This is a genomic window from Propionispora sp. 2/2-37 (assembly GCF_001298735.1).
In the GTDB taxonomy this organism is placed as follows: domain Bacteria; phylum Bacillota; class Negativicutes; order Propionisporales; family Propionisporaceae; genus Propionispora.
Genome location: NZ_CYSP01000023.1, coordinates 34,807 through 53,739, shown reverse-complemented (window position 1 = coordinate 53,739; position 18,933 = coordinate 34,807). Strand labels below are relative to the sequence as shown.

Genomic DNA, 18,933 nt, shown 5'->3' with positions numbered 1-18,933 from the left:
TTTTCGGACAAGTAATGGACATGTTGGACAAAGCCTTTGCTAAGATACCTGATGATACAAGTCTTATTTTTCATTCAGATCAAGGATGGCAGTATCAACATAAGCAGTACCAGTTTCGCCTAAAGCAAAAGGGAATACGGCAAAGTATGTCCAGAAAAGGGAACTGTTTAGATAATTCTGTAATGGAAAACTTCTTTGGATTATTAAAATCAGAACTGCTTTATCTGAGGAAATTCAGTTCTATGAACGAATTTAGAGTCGAATTAGAAAAATATATTGATTACTATAACAACAAACGGATTAAGAGCAAACTAAAAGGACTGAGTCCTGTACAATACAGGATTCAATCCTCGTTAGTTGCTTAACGTCAATTTTTGTCTAACTTTTTGGGGTCAGATCATGCTTGCCGGTTTCTTTTTACTTTACTGTAAATTGAGCATCTGTTGATGCACTACTGTTAAACGGCGGATACGGTCATCGACAATCGGCAGATAAATATGAACCCTTGTTCCCCCCTGCTCGTCCACATTAATATTGATAAAGCCTCCATGTTCACTGATAATCCGGTGAGCAATAGGCAACCCAAGCCCCATGCGGTCTAGTTTTGTCGTATAAAACGGTTCAAAGATGCGAGATAAAATCTCAGCGGGAATTCCGCTGCCGGTGTCATAAATACCGATTACCAGCATATTTAACTCTGAGTTCAGCCACGATTTTAAAGTAAGCATTCCCTCACCCGGCATGGATTCAAAAGCATTCTGCAAGACGTTCACAAAAGCCTGTTCAATCAAATTGCGATCCACATTCAGTTTGGGTAAATTTCCGGCCAGTTGTTTGTTAATCCCGATTTTCTCTCCGCCCAAATCTTTAAAAGACAATAATAGCGCATTATGTAAGATTTTATTGATATCTACCTCCGGTTCCTTCTTAACCGGCGGTTTAGCGAACAGTACCAGCTCTTTTACTACATCGTTAATATAGGATACTTCTTCCAACAATACTTCCAGCGTATCACGTCTTACGGTATATTGATCATCCTCCAAACGCCCCAGCATGACCTGCAAATAACCACTTAAGGTGGTAAGAGGCGTCCGCACATGGTGTGCCACCCCGGCAGCCAGCTCGCCGAGCGACACCAGCATCTGGGTGGTTTGAATTTGTTTGATGGCGGCCCGGACAGCAGAAACATCCTGCAAAATCACAATAATACCGGCCAAATCGCCTGTATCACCAACCAGTTTTAAAGCATTGATATGCAGATAAAGCGCTTGATCATTGACATTAATTTTAAGGTTTGTCGCATAGACGCTTTCCTGTTCGCTGAGATCAAAAATTCGCATAAATTTGTGACCCAATCCCTGAAAGACGTTCTCTGCTTTTCTGCCCAGCGCTTTCGTTCGTTCAATTCCGCAAATTCGCTCCGCTTCCCGGTTAAGGTTTTTCAGCCGCAACGACCGGTCAAGATATAAAATACCGGTAGTCGTCGTCTCAAAGTATTCTTTATATTCATCTTCGCGAGCAAAACTCACCAATCTTCCCGCAGCAGCCTCTGCTGAATACATGATCGCGCACCTCATCTCAAATATTGAAATGCTTATAACATTCTTGTAAAATATTGTATTTCCTGCTTTTTTTGTCCAGTTACTTTTCGTAAAAAACCGACAGAAAACTGCTTAAGCTTCTGCTAAATGTCGAAATAAAAACTACCGTTTTTACGGAGAACCAATAATAAAGCATTTATATTTTACAACTTTTAACATTTATTGAGGCGTATAGTTTCCTTAACTTTTCTTTTGTACCATTTTTTTACATTTATTATATTATTTTACGGATACTGCCATTTTACGTCAATTAGTTCCTGTCGGTTTTCGCAGGTCCTTCTCTATTCATATAATCAAAACACTCCAACCCGGAAGCACCCCGAACTTCCCGGCAGGGAAAATTTCTGCTCTTAAAGCGCATAGCTTTACAACCATAAGGAAATTGTCTGTCCCAGGTAATATAAAAATGACAACATGAGTAACATAATACCGCTTTGCTGCTCATAACAACCTTCCCTTTTCCCTATTCTCCCGAGATGTACATTAATAAGTATAGCATGTTCAACTCTGATTTGTGCAACCTAATTTCCAGGAACAATTTTGTCTGTTTTTTGCAAAAAGGAGAATATCTTTTAGTAGCTTCCTTATCCTATATTAATGTACAATCTGTGTTAAGGAGGATATGTTTTAAGGGTCCTCATACAGCTTGCAAAATAATCAGCAATGCCAAGCGAAACAGGATGTACTCTGTAATTCTAGTTTTCTTTTTGCTTTATTAACACAAAATTAATTTGAGGTGACATTATGAACTGGAGCGAAATATTACGCGATACCTGGCAGACCGCATTGGTCTTTGTCAGTTTACTGGCTTTTACCCGTTTCTTAGGCAATACTCAGATTGGCCAGCTGACCTTTTATGAGTATATTAGCGGTATCACTATCGGCTCGATTGCCGGCAACGTAGTCGCCAGCGACCCGGATAAGGTGGCCAGCCACTTTTATGACCTGATTTTATTTATTATTCTTACTTATTTTGTCTCCTATATTACCATACGAAGCCGTGCCTTACGTAAAATCATCGACGGTTCTCCGACGGTTGTGATCGAGAATGGACAAATTTTAGCCGAAAACATGCGCAAACTGCGCTATGACCTGGATGAACTAAATGGCCAGTTACGACAGCAAGGTGTACTGGACCCGGGGGAAGTACAATATGCTATCATAGAAACTTCCGGAAATCTCAGCGTGATAAAAAAATCCGACTATCAGCCTCTAACTAAAAGTGATTTAAAGTTAAAGTCGGCAGACCCTTCTTTTCCCCTGGAACTGATCATGGACGGGGAACTGATTGAGCAAAACTTGCAAGGACAGTATTCTGAAAGCTGGTTAAAAAATCAACTTTTTCTACAGGGTATAACCGACTTATCCGAAGTAATCTACGCCGCAATTGACTCCAAGGGACAATTATTTGTTAATCACAAAAATTCCGATCATAATTAATCGTAGTTGTTTTGCCTCCTGCCTCTTCGGTAATGTAACAAATCCACGAAAGCTTCCAGCCTGGTCATGATACCGGCTTCGCCCGACTGTTCATCAAAAGCCAACGATAATACGGGAATACCGGTTTCCTGGGAAACCCGGGGTAAAATATTCTGCGCAATCACCTCCGGCATACAGGAAAAAGGGAAAATATGAATCATGCCATCGTATTCTTCGCGGGCCAGACTTACCGTATGTGCAATGCTTTTTAAGGCATGACCACCCACATAATGTCCCAGATAGGGCTGTGCCAATGTTGCAAGTTCGCGGAATTTTTTCAAATATTTTTGTTTACGAAACAAATGTCCCTGCACATAATCACTAAGTTGCATGGTTTTAAACACTTCTACTCCCATATTCCCCAGTTGTCTTTCTAAATCCAAATTAACGTAAGGTTCCAACATAACATATAATTCACCAATAATGCCAATCCGTACCGCTTTAAACCCGGGACGTAAAGAAATACGCTGTAACCGATCGTCTGCCTTGTGACAAACAGCATGCAATTTCTCTAGTGTATCAGCACCATCTATCTCTCGGACTGCATCCCGCCAGACAGTATCTGCCGATCCCCGCTCACTTTCGCAGGGGCGAATGCCATACACCTTTCTGCGTAGCGTATCCAGGGCATTCATTTTACCAATCGCCAGGCAAAAAGCATCATATATCTTTTTCAGATTGCAGCCAGGACCGGCAATGCGCCGCAAAGCATGTACAACATCATTCAAACGCGCTTCAACGACAAGCATTTCAAAATTATACCCTAAATCATACAAAATGCTACGCTGTACCTCGGCGTAATATCCTAAACGGCAAGGTCCGATTCCCCCGCAAGTAACAAGGGTGTCGGCTCCCTGCTCCAAGGCCTCAATAAAATTTCCCAGCATCACTTTAAAGGGCAAACAGACCGCCTCCGGTGCATAGATGTTCCCTAACGCCAAAGTTTGTTTCGATATCGGCGGCGGAGTTATCACTTGCCGACCCAGTCCAGTGAACAGGGCTTTTAAAACAATATTCATATCACCCATATGAGGGAACGAAACCAGCATTACAAATTCCTCCGTAACAACATATCCGTAAAAGCTTCCACTCTTGTAACCAAACCGGCTTCAGCCGTGTGTTCATCAACCGATAACAGCATGCAGGGGACCCCCAGTACTTTGGCTCTCCGACTGATCACTTCACCAACCAGCGTATCCTGCCCACAGGCAAATGAAGTCATAATAACAATCCCGTCTACTGTCCGGGGCTGTTGCATCAGCCAAAAAGCGGCACCTGCCAAATGACACCCGCCAGACCAAAAAATTTCCTTTCCAACCTCTTTAGACATTTCCGCCGCCTGTGCCGTATTTACCATTTGAGGTGTGATTACCTCCGTCCCGCTATTACGCAGCCTGTCAATAATATCCATGCTGATTAGTCGGTCGTAAATAACATACGGATGTCCAATCAAACCAATCCGGCACTGCTTATTGTCAGCAAGGGGGACATGCAGCGGGGACCGCTGTCGTTGTCTGCAGGCCAGGCACCAGGCTAAAAGACTGGCAGACCTCCCGTATCCTAATGCAGACCCAATTTGTATGATAGCCTGATACAGACTTACTTTATTCCGGCGGAGATCAATGCTGACGTCTAGTACTGCCGGCAATGGACTAAGATTACTCCGGATCAGGTCCGGTATACCGATAATTTCCGGACAAGTGTATTGTCTGGACGCAACGCTGATGATTCGGGGAATAAACAAATAATCCACTTGACCGCATAATTCACAAACATGACCAAAAAAAACTTTGACCGGCAGGCAGACTCCATCCAGTCTACAACCACGGTTTAATGTCATTTTGGAGGTTTCAGACGAAACTACAACCTCTGCCCCTAGTTGTTGAAAAAAATTTTTCCATTGTGTACCGTATTGAAAATACAGTAGTCCTCTTGGTAACCCAATTCGTATTGCCAATACCATCACCATTCCTTAAAAGGCACCGGTTAACTATGCCGACTCCAGAAGATAATTCCTGCACAATGTCGCAAGTCTATCTTTTCATTAATGAATTACCTTCAGCCAAATATTGCATAATCTTAACATCCAATTTCCCCACAGCAAGATGGATAGCCGCAAACAGCGCGCCAATCGTATCCGCCAGTAAATCAAGATCTGTATCTAATAATCCTGCCTGACCACGAATCGCCGGCTGCGCCGTATAATCTACAAAAAACTCTAATAATTCATACAGCGTGCCAAAACTTATCCCCAGAAGAACAATAAAAAGATAGGCAAAGGATCTGTTCAGTGGTTTTTTTAATAATAGTTGAATGACTAAAAAGTAAAAAAATAAGGCAAAAGAATAGGTGCCGAAAATATGCAGTATTTTATCAAAAACACTCGAGGTGATGTAGTACTCTAAATAGTAGCCGAAAAAACTGTCACAAATAATAGAAAGCATCACCACAACGCGTATATAATTGCTCATATAAAGGCCATATTTCATTTCTATTGCGGTGTAGACAACCCATAAACAAGTCGTCATTGCCGCACTGCGCAAAAACTCGAGTTCTTGTTTAGCTGCCAAACCAAACATAATAGCGCTTTGAATGGCAATAAACAAAACGGTGAGAATTATCCCCCATTTTTTTGTTTGCTCCATAGCCGCTTCTCCTCTCTGTCACGTATACACGTTTGCCTATTCTTCGCTGCTCTTTAGTCTGCCCTAATTTATGAAAATTACTAATCCTATACTTTTAGAAATCCGGCATCATAAAGGGAATACCGGTCTTACCTGCAGGACATACTATTGCAAAAGCAATCCCGGGAGGAGTAAGTTCATGGATTTGGTAACCCTTTTATTCTACCCGTCCTATTTATTGATCATGTTTATCTTCACGCTGATATTTATACCGAAAAAGGATTACAAAGAATTTTTCATCTACGGCCTTCTGATAGGTGCACTCGGGGATATGTTGATAGTAGGTCTAATGCAGAACTTTCTTCAGGTCATGTGGTTTAAGAATATGGCTATTTTTGCTGTACTGGGACAAAATCTTCTTTCTCCCCCCAGCTGGCTTGTTACCGTCATGCTCTTTCTCCGCTTTTTGCCCCATCGCCGCTGGTTCCGCTATCCGTATATCTTTACGTTTGCCTGCACCAGCGTCGCCTATGGCCTCCTCGTAAGAAACGCAAATCTGTATGACTTTCAGGCATGGCTCTATCCCATCCCCGCTTTTTTTATATTTCTAGGCTGGTGGTCTCTTGCCGCTTATCTATTTTTAAAAACAAGCTCTCTGGCCAAACAGGAGAATTAAAAAAAGCAGACCACATGATCTGCTTTTTTATGCTTTTTATACATTTATGCCTTACGATGCCGGTAAATCAAACATCCCCCCGGGGGCGGAAAGAATGTTCCATTGCAAAAAATACATAATTATATAAATAATCGCTATTAGCAAGAACAAGGCATTTATCCTACTGTTTGCCATATGCTCACCCTGTTTTAGCATATCATGTTCTATTGTTCTTTGTATTAATTTTATGTTATGAATTGGTTAAGAAAGATGAATAACGACGCTAGCCAGCAAAACTGCCATAAACAAATTCATGGCTGATGATGATACGATCCTTTTTTTCATTATCGTCACAGCAAGGATTGCCTCCATTATCAAAATGTCCAGAGTGTCTCTGCCATGCACTTAGTATGTACTACCTTCTATTATTCTTCCAAATTAGATAACGTACAGACTGTCTGCTATGAAAGCCCTATTATCCATAGGGCTTTCATCACATACTAAAAGCAAGAGAAAAGAAAAAGGATTCCAATTTCTCGGAATCCTTAAATTTACTATATTATGGCGCGCCTGGCACGATTCGAACGTGCGACCAACCGCTTAGAAGGCGGTTGCTCTATCCTCTGAGCTACAGGCGCACTAGCCAGCCTCTAAAAAATATGGAGCGGGTGAAGGGAATCGAACCCTCGTAGCTAGCTTGGAAGGCTAGTGCTCTACCATTGAGCTACACCCGCAGCAATTGGAGATCCATATGGTCGGAGCGGCAGGATTTGAACCTGCGACCCCCTGGTCCCAAGCCAGGTGCTCTACCAAACTGAGCCACGCCCCGTTAACCACAAGATACATTATATTATATTTATAGCAAATTGTCAATGTTTTTTTGCTACCATTTCATTTTTTATGTAAATTGAACGAACATTATATCAAGCTCTATTATGTTAGCATACGATCGAATCATTTGTCAATTGTATCTCCCAACATATTGATTAGAAAAAACGCCATCCTCTCATGAGGATGGCCGTCTATTCTACTTATCGAACATGTTACGTAAAGCTTGCTTGTTTACGTCTCGATTTAATTTAGCAATGTAATCCGTTAATTTAATATCTTTCGGGCAGGCCTGCACGCAGTTTTGGCTGTTACCGCAGCTGCCGATACCACCCTTTTGCATTAATGCACCTAAGCGTTCTTCTTTATGGTATTCACCGGTAGGATGAAGGTTAAAGAGATGGGCTTGCACCATAGGGGCTGGTCCGATAAAATCTGAGCCGGAGTTTACATTTGGACAAGCATGCATGCAGCAACCGCAAGTCATGCAGCGGGAAATTTCATAAGCTGTATCAGCAGTTTTGGGATTCTGACGCGGAGCATCATTATGAACTTCCCAGCTTCCATCTACTTTTACCCACGCCTGTACACGCTTTAAGCTTTCAAACATTACCGAACGGTCAATCATAAGGTCGCGGATAACAGGGAAAGTTCTGGCAGGAGCCAATCTGATCGGTTGTTCAAGATGATCAATCAGGGCTGCGCAAGCTTGTTGTGCCTTGCCGTTGATGACCATCATGCAGGCGCCGCATACTTTTTCGAGACAGTTGCATTCCCAAACAACGGCAGTTGTCTTTTTGCCGTCTTTTGTTACAGGGTTCTTTTGAATTTCCATAAGAGCTGCAACCACATTAAGTGCAGGGCGGTAGTCAACTTCAAACTCTTCTGTATAAGGTTGGGAAGTAGGACCATCTTGTCTTTCTATAATAAAATGTACTTTTTTCTTTGTTTCTGCCATAATTATTTTACCTCCTTCTTACTCTTTTTTAGCAACAGCGTAGTTACGAGGACGGGGCTTAACCAATGAATGATCAAAATCAGCATAGCTGATCTTAGGTTCTTCTGTTGCCGGGTCGTACTCAGCGATTGTTATTTTCATGAAGCGCTCATCATCACGCTCTGGAAATTCGCGTTTAAAGTGCGCCCCACGGCTTTCATCACGCATACGTGCTGCTTTTGTTACAACTAGAGCGTAAAGAATCATATTGCGGAGTTGTCTTACGAACATAGCTTCCTGGTTGGCCCAGTCTCTTCTATCGGATAAACCGATATTATTCCAACGCTCGAGAATTTTCTTGACTTCCTCGAAACAATAATCCAGGTCTTTGTTCACACGTTCAATGGTAACGTATTTGTTCATTAAATCGCCAAGTTCATGGTGGAGTTCATGCGCATTTTCCGATCCATCCATTTTTAAGATAGCTTCATATTCATCGCGACACTCTTTTGCTGCTCTCGCCAAATCTTCATCAGTAAGTTCTGAGCCTTTTTCTCCTTCTTTGGCCCAACGCATGGCTTCCGGACCGGAAACAGTACCGGAATAAGCAGCGGAAAGAAGCGAGTTTGCGCCAAGACGGTTTGCACCATGATATTGATAGTCACATTCACCAGATGCCATAAGGCCAGGAATGTTTGTGTTATGTTTTGTATCTACCCAGATGCCGCCCATGGAATAATGGACAGACGGATAAATCTGCATCGGAACTTTACGGGGGTCATCGCCAACGAATTCCGAATACATTTCCAAAATACCGCCTAGCTTACGTTCAAGATATTCTGCCGGAATGTGCGAAAGATCAAGATATACTTTATTTTCGCCATTAATACCTAGTTTTTGATTTACGCATACATCGTAAATAGCACGTGATGCCACGTCACGAGGTACAAGATTGCCATATGCAGGGTACATTTCTTCTAAGAAGTACCAAGGCTTACCATCTTTATATACCCAAACCCGTCCGCCTTCTCCACGGCAAGCTTCAGACATCAAACGGTTTTTATCCGAACCAGGAATAGCTGTTGGATGAATCTGAATAAATTCAGGGTTACCAATATGAGCGCCCTGCTGATATACAGCCGATACTGCCGATCCGTTACAGATCGTCGAAGCAGTGCACCTGCCGAATACCATACCAGGACCGCCTGTTGCAAGGATAACCGTATCAGCGCGGAAAGCTTTGATTTCCATAGAATTCATATCTTGTGCTACAATACCGCGGCAAACGCCTTCTTTATTTTTAATAATTTTAATAAATTCCCAAAACTCATATTTCGCAACAGCACCTTTTACTTCCCAGGCACGAACTTGTTCGTCAAGGGCATAAAGAAGCTGCTGGCCTGTTGTGGAACCAGCAAACAAAGTACGTTTATTTTTCTGGCCACCAAAATTACGAAGGTCAAGTATACCTTCTGCTGTACGAGTAAACGGAACACCCATACGGTCAAACATTTTAATTAATTTGGGAGCGGCTTCACACATACCCTTTATTGCAGTCTGGTCGGCAAGGAAGTCACCACCATAAACAGTATCATCAAAATGCTCATAAGTGCTATCATTTTCACCCTTTGTATCCATACAAGCATTGATACCGCCCTGTGCACAAAGAGAATGAGAGCGTTTTACCGGACAATATGAGAATAATTCAACTTCGCCGCCGGCTTCACAAATCTTCAAGGTAGCCATTAACCCAGACAAGCCACCACCAACAACAATAATTTTCTTTTTCACTTGGGTTCTCTCCTTATTATCAATATACAATAACCATGTTTAGAAAGTTCGACTTAACAATGCTTCCAGCTACGCAACGTACGCTGAAAGAGCTACCAGTCCAACCACTGACAGTAAGATGCATAAAGCCCAAGCTGCTTTATTAACCATGCTCTGGGCACGGGGTCCTACCGCAATGCCCCAGGTAATACAGAATGTGAATAAACCATTGGTAAAATGATAGATAGCAGCAAGCACACCGATAGCGTATAAAACGAATACAACCGGATTGCTTAAATACGTATGCAAAAGTGCATAACCGATTTCTCCATTGCCCATGGCTTTAATGTAAATACGCAGATAACCTACATGCCAAATTAAGAAGGCAAAGGTATACCAGGCGCTCATTCTTTGCAAATAAAACTGCCAGTTGCGGCTATAACCGTATTGCGCAATATTGTTTTTGGCCTGCAGGGCAATATAGGCACCATAAATACCGTGGAACAAAAGCGGAATAAAAATAAATACAGTTTCCAGGGTAAGCAGAACAGGAAGAGGAATACTGGCTAAATGGGCAACGGTGGCATCAAAAACTTCCGGTCCCGCCAAAACGGTAGAAAACGAGAAAATATGCTCCAGCAAAAAAACGCCAATGGGTGCGACTCCACAGATGGAGTGTAGACGTCGAATATAAAAATCAGTATTGCTCATGTTGAAACCTCCTGTAATATGGGGTGTGAAAAACACACAAAAATTCAGCCTTCACTCCTAAAGTCTGCGGTAAGGCTTCTGTCCTTCTTCGTAATAGCTATTTCCCTCCGAGTCAATAACTACGATAGCGGGGAAATCTTCAACAGTTAAAGCCGCCACCGCTTCCGGACCCAATTCAGGATAAGCCAGCACTTCATATTTCTTTATTGATTTTGCAATCAAAGCTGCAGCACCACCGACAGCAGCAAAATAGGTAACACCATGTTTTTTCATGGCGTCCACCACAGCTGCGGAACGTGATCCCTTACCGATCATTCCTTTGATTCCCTGTGCCAGCATCGTCGGCGTATAGGCGTCCATACGTCCGGATGTAGTCGGTCCTGCCGAACCAATCGGGTCGCCCGGTTTAGCCGGAGTGGGTCCCAAATAATAAACAATTTGATTATTCCAGTCAAGCGGCAGTTTTTCCCCCCGCGCCAAAGCTTCGGTCATCACCTTATGAGCAGCGTCACGCGCACTATAAATGGTGCCTGAGATCAGTACACTATCGCCTGCTTTTAGTTTACGCGACTGCTCTTCCGTCAATGGAGTGGTAATACGAATTTTTTCTTTCATTTACAGCACCTCCCCTATAGTTCGATTTCAGCATGCCGGGTAGCATGACAACTAATATTTACAGATACAGGTAAGCCGGCAATGTGAGTCGGATACCATTCAATGTTGACCGCTAAAGCCGTGGTTGTCCCGCCCAACTGCGGCCCAATACCGATTTTATTGATAAGTTCCAGAAGTTCTGCTTCCAGTTTGGCATATTCAGGATGCTCATTACGCTTGTTAATGGAACGGACCAATGCCTTTTTGGACAAAATAGCCGCCTTTTCCATTGTACCGCCAATACCAACCCCAACTACAATCGGCGGACAGGGATTTTCCCCGGCATGAATAATTGTATCCAGCACAACTTTTTTTACGCCTTCCACTCCGTCAGCCGGCACAAGCATTTTTAATGCGCTTTTGTTTTCACTGCCAAACCCTTTAGGAGCCAGTTTAATTTTCACTTTGTCACCAGGGACAATCGACGTATGCAACACCGCCGGCGTGTTATTCGTCGTATTTTTGCGGTTAAACAAAGGTTCTGCAACTACTGATTTGCGTAGATAACCTTCTGTATAGCCTTTGGCTACACCGGCATTCACCGCATCCTCCAGACAGCCTCCGGTAAAGTGAACATCTTGCCCGATTTCCATAAAAATAACCGTCATGCCAGTATCCTGACAGATCGGCCTGTCCTCATTTTTGGCAATATCGGCATTTTTGATAATCTGGCCAAGAATGTCTTTACCTAATGGAGACTCTTCGGTCTGTTGTCCTTTTAACAATGCGCTGTAAACATCGTCCGGCAAATAATAGCAAGCCTCCATACACATCTTGGCTATTGCCTGCGTAATTTGATCAACTTCAATCGTGCGCATCCAATACCCCCCGTTATTTTTTATTTGTACGTTAACTTGGTCCGCAATGGCCTCACTTTAGCATGAATCCGGAGTAAATCTTTGTAAGTTCAGGTTTTCACTCACCAATCCAGCCTACCGTTAACCAGTACAATCTATTGAGTAGTATATCATAGATAAATTGTTTTGCCAATTTATCTATACAAAACAGTCGTAATTTTATCTTGAAAAAAACACTGCTATCTGTTATTGTTTTATACTTCCGCCAAAATCGGCTACGTAAGTATTAAGATAATTTAAAAGTTATTTTACCTCCAGTGTGGTTTTAATATAAAAAGAAGTGTCCACCTCTCAGCAAGACACTTCTTTTTTATCAAAAATTCAAAGTTGCAAAATAATCTTCGACGGTCTCGGCCCGGCGAATCAGCTTCACGCTGCGATCAGGCCTCAACAGCAATTCGGCCGACCGCAGCTTGCCATTATAGTTGAAGCCCATGGCATGCCCGTGGGCACCGGCATCATGAATCACCATGACATCACCAATGTCAATAAGCGGCAGCTTGCGGTTAATGGCAAACTTATCATTATTTTCACAAAGTGATCCGGTCACATCATAAATGTAGTCTTGTGGCCAGTCTTCTTTACCTACTACCGTGATATGATGATATGCGCCGTACAGGGCCGGACGCATCAAATTGGCCATGCAGGCATCCAAGCCAACATAATTTTTGTAGATTTCCTTTTTATGAAGTACGGTACTGACCAAATAACCATAAGGTCCGGTAATCATGCGTCCGCACTCCATAGCCAGTTTCAAAGGATGCAGGTCATTCGCCACGATTTTTTCCTCATAAGCTTTTTTAATTCCCTGCCCAACGCTTTTTAAATCTACCGCTTCCTGTTCCGGACGATAAGGAATACCAATCCCGCCGCCGAAGTTGACAAATTCAATGCGGATATTCAGGGTACGGTAAATTTCCAGTACCAGATCAAACATCATATTGGCGGTTTCAATAAAATAATTAAAATCCAATTCATTGGAAATGACCATGGTATGAAGGCCAAAACGTTTTACACCTTTTTCCCTCATAATAGCAAAAGCGCTTAACAATTGTTTTCTTGTCAAACCATATTTGGACTCTTCCGGATTGCCGATAATGGAATTGCCGCCCTCGCGCAGAGGTCCGGGATTATAGCGGAAACAAATCACCTCCGGAATACCGGCATGCCGTTCCAGATAATCAATGTGGCTGATGTCGTCCAGATTAATAATAGCTCCCATTTCCCGGGCCTTTTTAAATTCAATAGCCGGGGTGTCATTGGAAGTGAGAATGACCTCTTCCCCAACCATACCAGCCCGTTCCGCCAGCATAAGTTCCGGCAGGGAACTGCAATCGGCCCCCAGTCCTTCCTCACGGAGAATCTCCAGAATAGAAGGATTCGGCGTAGCCTTTACGGCAAAATATTCTTTAAAGCTGGGCGCCCAGGAAAATGCCTCCAGCAACGACCGGACATTATTGCGAATTGCCTGTTCATCGTAAATATGAAAAGGAGTCTTATATTCTTCAATCACTCTCATAATTTCATCTTTGGTAAATGGTAGCTTTTTTTCTGCCATACTGCCTAAACCCTCCCAGTCTAAAATAAGCTAAATAACTTCGTTATTTTACAAAAAAATACAAAAAGCGACTTGCGTACAATCTCACAAATCGCTGAAACGGCAAATCAACCTTCACCCCATCGTGTAAGAAGTAGCGCTCCCCTTGATGCCAATCATCAAGCGACAGTCTTGCATCTATTAAATACAAGCCCAGCGACAGCCTCCGGCAGACTGGCACTTCGGCGGCTGCCCCTTTCCCCATCCTCATCGTCTGCCAGACTCAGACAGGTACTATTGATCATCCGCACCTCTACTACAAACCATATGAACTTGTAATTTATCATACAGTATCCATTATATCCTGTCAATACACTTTAACTTTAACTTTAACTTTAACTTTAACTAACAGATAGCAATAATTTCAGCTTCTACTTTCCCCTCTTTTATGGTTAATATGCCACAGGAGGGTGGATTGCTGCGCGGAAAACCGGCGCTGCCTGGGTTAAAAAGCAATAATTCGCCTTCCCGGGTAATATCCGGTATGTGACTGTGGCCATATACCACAATATCGGCACCAATCTCACGGGCGCAACGGATAAGCTCCTGACTGCCGTACTTCACATCATAGCGATGACCGTGAGTCAGCCAAATTTTTAATTCCTCTACTTTAATATATTCATCTATTTTGGCTTTGGTATAACCATCACAATTACCGGCTACGGCTATAAGCGGCACATCGGTAAGCCCCTGAAAAAAGCGTATGTCCTGGCTGTTATCACCGGCATGGAGCCACATGTCAACAGGTCCCACGACTTTAAGAGCCTGCTGTACGGCAATAGCCCGTCCATGTGTATCACTAATTACGCCAATTCTCATGGAATGTACCCCGCCAATTTTTTTGTCATTTGTTTGATTGCCATACCGCGGTGGCTGATCTTATTTTTTTCGGCCAGTGAAATCTCCGACAACGTTTTGTTAAGTGCAAGCACAAAAAACAACGGATCATAGCCAAACCCACCGGAACCACGTTTTTCTTTTAAAAGAAGTCCCTTGCAAAATCCCTCGGCAGTCAGCAAAGTATTGTCTGTATCTAAAAAAGCCAATACACAGCAAAAACGGGCCTTTCGCTCTTCGCCTTCTTTCCCCTGCATGTCCAAGAGCAATTTTTCGTTATTTTTCTCATCGGTAGCCCCTCGTCCGGCATAACGGGCCGAATACACCCCGGGTGCTCCCTGCAGTGCCGCAACTTCCAGTCCGGAATCGTCGGCCAGGCAGGCCCTTTGCGTATACTTGACATAATGCCGTGCTTTGGCAATGGCATTTTCGGCAAATGTGCAGCCAGTCTCCTCTGCCTCCGGGATATTTACAAAATCTTCAAGTGAAAGTACCTTTACCGGCAACGCTTCCAACGCCGACTTAAATTCGGCTACCTTGCCTTTATTATAACTGGCTATAACGACCTCTTTCATGGTTCGCGCCCTACTTTCCAAGCCAAAGCCCCTAAAATATCCTTTTGATAATCAATCAATTCATTAATTCCTTTTTCGCCAAGCTCCAGCATTTCGTTCAGCTGTTCCTTACTGAAATCACTTTTTTCTCCGGTCCCCTGCACTTCAACAAAGTTTCCGCTTCCAGTCATAACCAAATTCATGTCCACCGCGGCCTGGGAATCTTCTTCATAACACAAATCCAAAACCGGTTTTTCACCTACAACTCCCACGCTGGTAGCTGCCAGAAAGTCTTTTACAGGGAAAATTTTATCCTGTTTATAGATGCTGTTGACCGCATCCACCATGGCAACAAACGCTCCGGTGATGGCCGCGGTTCTTGTGCCGCCATCGGCTTGGATTACATCGCAATCCAGCCAAACGGTACGCTCACCCAGCGCTTTCAAATCCACCACACTGCGAATAGCCCGGCCAATCAGGCGCTGAATCTCCTGCGTGCGGCCTGTCAGTTTCCCCTTGGCCGCCTCACGGATATTGCGTGTTTGTGTCGACCGCGGAAGCAAAGAATACTCTGCCGTAATCCAGCCTTCTCCACTTCCTTTCAGAAACGGGGGAACCTTCTCCTCTATCGTTGCCGCACAAAGAACTTTGGTATTCCCTATTTCGATTAATACCGATCCCTCTGCATATTTTAAATAGCCGCGGGTAATTTTCACCGCTCGCATTTCATCCACATTCCGACCATCAACACGTTTCAAAAACATCACCGCCATTACAATTTTTCCAAGTTGTTTTGCTGCATGTCCTGGACAAAATAGTTACCGAATCCACCGCGTTTTTTGACGGCTAAAACAGCATCGTAGGCCTCTCGGCGGCAAACAGGGCAGGCTTCGCGGGTAATGACTGCGGCAAATGCCGATTGATGCCTGTAATCCTCAGCCGAGGTATCAATCGTAAAATATCCCGTACACTGCGGACATAAGCGAACAGCTTCCACCTGCTTCTCACTGATACCGCTTTCGTCATAATAAATGTTCCGCTGGCGCCGCCAGAACTCTCCTGATTTTAACCGTAGTTCCCTTCCAAGACTTTCTTTTTGGGCCCATACCTCCCGCCAATAAGAAATCAGTTTCGTAAGGTAGCCCCTATTCTGTTCGGCTCTTAACCGCTTATTTTCCCTGCTGTCCGGTTCCACAACCTTGCCGTAATCGATTCCGGCCATTGCCAAAATAATCCCGACATTAACATAAGGCAACGCATCTTCAATAGAATACCCACCCTCTAAAACAGCAATATCGGCTTTGAGTTTATCGGCCAACCGGGCATACCCCTGCGCCGAAATTGCCATACTGGCCAGCGGATCACTATAATGATTATCCTGCCCGGCAGAATTGATAATCATGTCAGGTCTAAAATCTGCCAATATCGGCAGCACCAACTCATCCAGAACATAATGCAGCCCCTCATCCGAGGTACCGGGCGGCAACGGCAGATTAATCGTGGTGCCGAAAGCCCCCGGACTGCCGGCTTCATCAACAAAGCCGGTACCTGGATACAAGGTACGTCCGTCCTGATGAAATGATATAAAAAGAGTATCCGGATCATGATAAAAAATATCCTGCGTACCGTCGCCATGGTGTACGTCGGTATCGACAATGGCTATCTTCCGTACCTGGTAGGCGCGCCGCAAATATTCCACCATAATCGCTTCTATATTAATCGTGCAAAAACCGCGGATACCGTGTACCACCCGCATAGCATGATGCCCCGGCGGACGGACGAGGGCAAAGGCACGTTTAACTTCCTGACGTTTAACAATATCAGCAGCTGTCATAGCACCGCCGGCTGACACCAAATGAGCATCGGTAATCAGAGATTTGATGTCGGGGACGCCGATATGTACGGCTTCTATATCCGCGAGACTGGCTAACCTCGGCTTATACTCCACAATTTCCGGCAAATCAAGGAGCCCCTCTTCTATAATTTGATCCCGCGTATACAGCAAACGTTCTTCCCGTTCGGGATGCGTCGGACTGATTGCCCAATCAAAAGCCGGAAAAAAAACCAAGCCAAGTTGTCTACTGTCCATGGTTTTGCCTCCCGTTAACAGAAACTATCAATTTTACCCAATACTCCCGGCATAATTTGCAAACGGGAGGTCATTATTTCCCCCACCGTCCGAAAACCCTTGACTACATTAAAATTTTCCTCATATACCTGTTCAATCTGTCCAGCATCAATTCCGGCCTGCCGCGCCCGTTCTATTAAATGCTGTTGTGCCAGACTTCTAAGCGCATTCCTGCCGGTTTTGCCTGACGGCAAGGGTTCACGCAGTCCCATTTCCGTCACGGTATAATATCCCTGCTCTGTATCAGCCCGAAAGGTTACTTCTAAGGTAGGACGGGACACGGCGGCACCAACTGCATTGGCCACCTCCGCTCCCGGAGGAACCAGATAAGCCATTTGCAGATGCTCTGCCACAACAGGGGTTAATCCGGCGGCCGCTCCGCCTACTCCTATCAGCAACTCCGGTACAAACGGTTTGCCCGTAATAATATCTTCCACACGGTATACCGGTTCCGCAGCCTGTTCTTCAATCATGTTGCTTAGAGCCTGTCCAATCACAGCGGCGGCCGCCGCCAGAACTTCTGCTGCCGCTGCTTTTGCCGATTGTCCGGCTAAAGCCACCTGATGCATAGCGGCCTGTGCCAGCCGGCAATCACCTAAAGCCATCTTGCCAGCCACAATCAACGCATCCGTAACGGTCGGTACCGGTCCGCCCATTGCCATCGGAGCCCCCCGGCGCTGCGGTCCGACACAAAGTTTCCTGTCTTGACGACGGACAAAACTATCACCACCGACTCCCACCGATTTGAGGCGGAAAGACCTGACGGCAGTAGGATAACTGCCAATATACGCTCCGCGGGCGGCAAATAAAGGAATGCCGCCTTCCCATAAAGCAATATCGGTCGTTGTCCCGCCGATATCTAAAGAAACGGCCGGTATCTGCGGCTGATTAAGAGCAATAATTCCAAGAACGCTTGCTGCCGGTCCGGTAAAAATCGACTCAACCGGCAAATCCCTGGCCACGGCCAAAGGCAAGGTTCCGCCATCGGCCTTCAATATATATACCGGTGCATGCATCCCCCGCTGTCGAACTGCAGTTTCCACCGCACCCGCAAAATCCTGAAAAACACGCCAAACAGCTGCGTTATAGTAAGCCGAATTTGTCCGGCGTAAAAAATTGAGCGATCCTGATAAGCTGGTTCCCAAGCTAATATGCCTGGGCCGTTTTCGCTCTGTCAGTTCCTGCGCCACACTCATTTCTTGTTTCGGATTGCGCACAGCAAATTTTCCGGATACAGCCAGAACCTCACAATCATGCACCTGCCGGCACGCAGCCAAAATTTCTTCCTGCCTGATTACAGCCCGTTCACGTCCCCGATGATCGGTATATCCGGATAAAACAACTGCCTTACCCGGAACGAACGGTGAAATATCCAGCCCCGGTCCAGGGATAATACACAAACCAACCGGGTCCGTCCGACCCTCGATCAATGTGTTGGTCACAATAGTTGTTGATAAGGTAATCCGTTCAACCACATGTATTTCCAGAGCTGCCATGACCTGATCCATAACCGCCAGAATACCGTCCAGCAGCCGGTTGTGAGTTGTCGGCACTTTACTCTGCGCCACAACCCGGTTATTCTGTACGACTACAGCATCGGTAAAAGTACCGCCTACATCAATGCCTACCAGCATACTATCGTCTCTTTTCTTAACAATCCTTTTGATTATGCAACCTGCCCGTCTTAAGCAATTCCAATTG

The 18,933-nt window shown here is 44.5% G+C and carries 18 protein-coding genes, 3 tRNA genes and 1 riboswitch; of the genes, 3 read left to right on the top strand and 18 right to left on the bottom strand.

The window, feature by feature from the left end; genetic code table 11:
* Window positions 1-365: IS3 family transposase (locus tag P22_RS18665; RefSeq protein ID WP_156319058.1), on the top strand; the 365-nt coding region annotated here is incomplete at its 5' end.
* A 57-nt stretch (window positions 366-422) separates the two neighbouring features.
* Here P22_RS18665 and P22_RS18660 read toward each other — a convergent pair.
* The gene (locus P22_RS18660) at window positions 423-1,562 is read right to left on the bottom strand and encodes a two-component system sensor histidine kinase NtrB (protein WP_054261745.1); all 1,140 of its coding nucleotides are present in this window, start codon (window positions 1,560-1,562) and stop codon (window positions 423-425) included.
* Window positions 1,563-2,345: 783 nt separating this feature from the next.
* Here P22_RS18660 and P22_RS18655 point away from each other — a divergent pair.
* Entirely contained in the window at window positions 2,346-3,041 is a 696-nt protein-coding gene (locus P22_RS18655) for a DUF421 domain-containing protein (protein ID WP_054261744.1), read from the top strand.
* On the opposite strand, the gene P22_RS18650 is transcribed toward P22_RS18655, so the two are convergent.
* The 3 genes from P22_RS18650 to P22_RS18640 all read right to left on the bottom strand — a co-directional run bounded on the left by P22_RS18650 (window position 3,038) and on the right by P22_RS18640 (window position 5,725).
* Entirely contained in the window at window positions 3,038-4,129 is a 1,092-nt protein-coding gene (locus P22_RS18650; protein WP_054261743.1) for an S-ribosylhomocysteine lyase, read from the bottom strand. The genes P22_RS18655 and P22_RS18650 overlap by 4 nt on opposite strands.
* On the bottom strand, window positions 4,129-5,037 hold the full coding sequence (locus P22_RS18645) for an acyl-CoA dehydratase activase-related protein (protein ID WP_054261751.1): 909 nt from the start codon (window positions 5,035-5,037) through the stop codon (window positions 4,129-4,131). The genes P22_RS18650 and P22_RS18645 overlap by 1 nt, the downstream gene beginning before the upstream one ends.
* A 76-nt stretch (window positions 5,038-5,113) precedes the next feature.
* Window positions 5,114-5,725 (bottom strand): DUF2238 domain-containing protein, encoded by a 612-nt coding sequence (locus P22_RS18640; protein ID WP_054261742.1) that lies wholly within the window; start codon window positions 5,723-5,725, stop codon window positions 5,114-5,116.
* A gap of 178 nt (window positions 5,726-5,903) precedes the next feature.
* Between P22_RS18640 and P22_RS18635 the strand changes: the two genes are divergently transcribed.
* Window positions 5,904-6,380, top strand: coding sequence for a hypothetical protein (locus P22_RS18635; protein WP_054261741.1), 477 nt, complete (start codon window positions 5,904-5,906; stop codon window positions 6,378-6,380).
* A gap of 541 nt (window positions 6,381-6,921) precedes the next feature.
* Here the strand turns inward: P22_RS18635 and P22_RS18630 are convergent.
* The 14 genes from P22_RS18630 to P22_RS18565 form a co-directional block, all read right to left on the bottom strand.
* Window positions 6,922-6,997 (bottom strand) — tRNA-Arg (locus P22_RS18630).
* Window positions 6,998-7,019: 22 nt separating this feature from the next.
* A tRNA-Gly gene (locus tag P22_RS18625) sits at window positions 7,020-7,093 on the bottom strand.
* 18 nt (window positions 7,094-7,111) lie between these two features.
* Window positions 7,112-7,188 (bottom strand) — tRNA-Pro (locus P22_RS18620).
* A 198-nt stretch (window positions 7,189-7,386) separates the two neighbouring features.
* Window positions 7,387-8,145, bottom strand: coding sequence for a succinate dehydrogenase iron-sulfur subunit (sdhB, locus tag P22_RS18615; RefSeq protein WP_054261740.1), 759 nt, complete (start codon window positions 8,143-8,145; stop codon window positions 7,387-7,389).
* Window positions 8,146-8,163: 18 nt separating this feature from the next.
* On the bottom strand, window positions 8,164-9,915 hold the full coding sequence (gene sdhA, locus P22_RS18610; RefSeq protein ID WP_072169830.1) for a succinate dehydrogenase flavoprotein subunit: 1,752 nt from the start codon (window positions 9,913-9,915) through the stop codon (window positions 8,164-8,166).
* 69 nt (window positions 9,916-9,984) lie between these two features.
* The gene (locus tag P22_RS18605; protein WP_054261739.1) at window positions 9,985-10,605 is read right to left on the bottom strand and encodes a succinate dehydrogenase/fumarate reductase transmembrane subunit; all 621 of its coding nucleotides are present in this window, start codon (window positions 10,603-10,605) and stop codon (window positions 9,985-9,987) included.
* A gap of 57 nt (window positions 10,606-10,662) precedes the next feature.
* Window positions 10,663-11,220 (bottom strand): Fe-S-containing hydro-lyase, encoded by a 558-nt coding sequence (locus P22_RS18600; protein WP_054261738.1) that lies wholly within the window; start codon window positions 11,218-11,220, stop codon window positions 10,663-10,665.
* A gap of 14 nt (window positions 11,221-11,234) precedes the next feature.
* Complete coding sequence (locus P22_RS18595) at window positions 11,235-12,077, bottom strand: fumarate hydratase (protein WP_054261737.1); 843 nt, start codon at window positions 12,075-12,077, stop codon at window positions 11,235-11,237.
* Window positions 12,078-12,429: 352 nt separating this feature from the next.
* Window positions 12,430-13,674, bottom strand: coding sequence for a diaminopimelate decarboxylase (locus P22_RS18590; RefSeq protein ID WP_054261736.1), 1,245 nt, complete (start codon window positions 13,672-13,674; stop codon window positions 12,430-12,432).
* Between the two features lie 126 nt (window positions 13,675-13,800).
* A riboswitch (Lysine riboswitch) is annotated at window positions 13,801-13,977 on the bottom strand.
* An 81-nt stretch (window positions 13,978-14,058) separates the two neighbouring features.
* Entirely contained in the window at window positions 14,059-14,532 is a 474-nt protein-coding gene (locus P22_RS18585; RefSeq protein ID WP_054261735.1) for a metallophosphoesterase, read from the bottom strand.
* The gene (locus P22_RS18580) at window positions 14,529-15,125 is read right to left on the bottom strand and encodes an XTP/dITP diphosphatase (RefSeq protein ID WP_054261734.1); all 597 of its coding nucleotides are present in this window, start codon (window positions 15,123-15,125) and stop codon (window positions 14,529-14,531) included. The genes P22_RS18585 and P22_RS18580 overlap by 4 nt, the downstream gene beginning before the upstream one ends.
* On the bottom strand, window positions 15,122-15,862 hold the full coding sequence (rph, locus tag P22_RS18575) for a ribonuclease PH (RefSeq protein WP_054261749.1): 741 nt from the start codon (window positions 15,860-15,862) through the stop codon (window positions 15,122-15,124). Before rph ends, P22_RS18580 begins: the two co-directional genes overlap by 4 nt.
* Before the next feature lie 14 nt (window positions 15,863-15,876).
* The gene (locus P22_RS18570) at window positions 15,877-17,193 is read right to left on the bottom strand and encodes a histone deacetylase family protein (protein WP_054261733.1); all 1,317 of its coding nucleotides are present in this window, start codon (window positions 17,191-17,193) and stop codon (window positions 15,877-15,879) included.
* 14 nt (window positions 17,194-17,207) lie between these two features.
* A complete protein-coding gene (locus P22_RS18565) occupies window positions 17,208-18,866 on the bottom strand; it encodes a hydantoinase/oxoprolinase family protein (RefSeq protein WP_054261732.1) in 1,659 nt (552 codons plus the stop codon).
* Between the last annotated feature and the right edge of the window lie 67 nt (window positions 18,867-18,933).

Coding starts and splice junctions, on each gene's coding strand:
- P22_RS18655 (WP_054261744.1), top strand. CDS start 2,346: ATGAACTGGAGCGAAATATTACGCGATACCTGGCAGACCGCATTGGTC.
- P22_RS18585 (WP_054261735.1), bottom strand. CDS start 14,532: ATGAGAATTGGCGTAATTAGTGATACACATGGACGGGCTATTGCCGTA.
- P22_RS18605 (WP_054261739.1), bottom strand. CDS start 10,605: ATGAGCAATACTGATTTTTATATTCGACGTCTACACTCCATCTGTGGA.
- P22_RS18640 (WP_054261742.1), bottom strand. CDS start 5,725: ATGGAGCAAACAAAAAAATGGGGGATAATTCTCACCGTTTTGTTTATT.
- P22_RS18580 (WP_054261734.1), bottom strand. CDS start 15,125: ATGAAAGAGGTCGTTATAGCCAGTTATAATAAAGGCAAGGTAGCCGAA.
- P22_RS18650 (WP_054261743.1), bottom strand. CDS start 4,129: ATGCTGGTTTCGTTCCCTCATATGGGTGATATGAATATTGTTTTAAAA.
- P22_RS18565 (WP_054261732.1), bottom strand. CDS start 18,866: ATGCTGGTAGGCATTGATGTAGGCGGTACTTTTACCGATGCTGTAGTC.
- P22_RS18660 (WP_054261745.1), bottom strand. CDS start 1,562: ATGTATTCAGCAGAGGCTGCTGCGGGAAGATTGGTGAGTTTTGCTCGC.
- P22_RS18635 (WP_054261741.1), top strand. CDS start 5,904: ATGGATTTGGTAACCCTTTTATTCTACCCGTCCTATTTATTGATCATG.
- P22_RS18595 (WP_054261737.1), bottom strand. CDS start 12,077: ATGCGCACGATTGAAGTTGATCAAATTACGCAGGCAATAGCCAAGATG.
- sdhB (WP_054261740.1), bottom strand. CDS start 8,145: ATGGCAGAAACAAAGAAAAAAGTACATTTTATTATAGAAAGACAAGAT.
- P22_RS18600 (WP_054261738.1), bottom strand. CDS start 11,220: ATGAAAGAAAAAATTCGTATTACCACTCCATTGACGGAAGAGCAGTCG.
- P22_RS18590 (WP_054261736.1), bottom strand. CDS start 13,674: ATGGCAGAAAAAAAGCTACCATTTACCAAAGATGAAATTATGAGAGTG.
- P22_RS18570 (WP_054261733.1), bottom strand. CDS start 17,193: ATGGACAGTAGACAACTTGGCTTGGTTTTTTTTCCGGCTTTTGATTGG.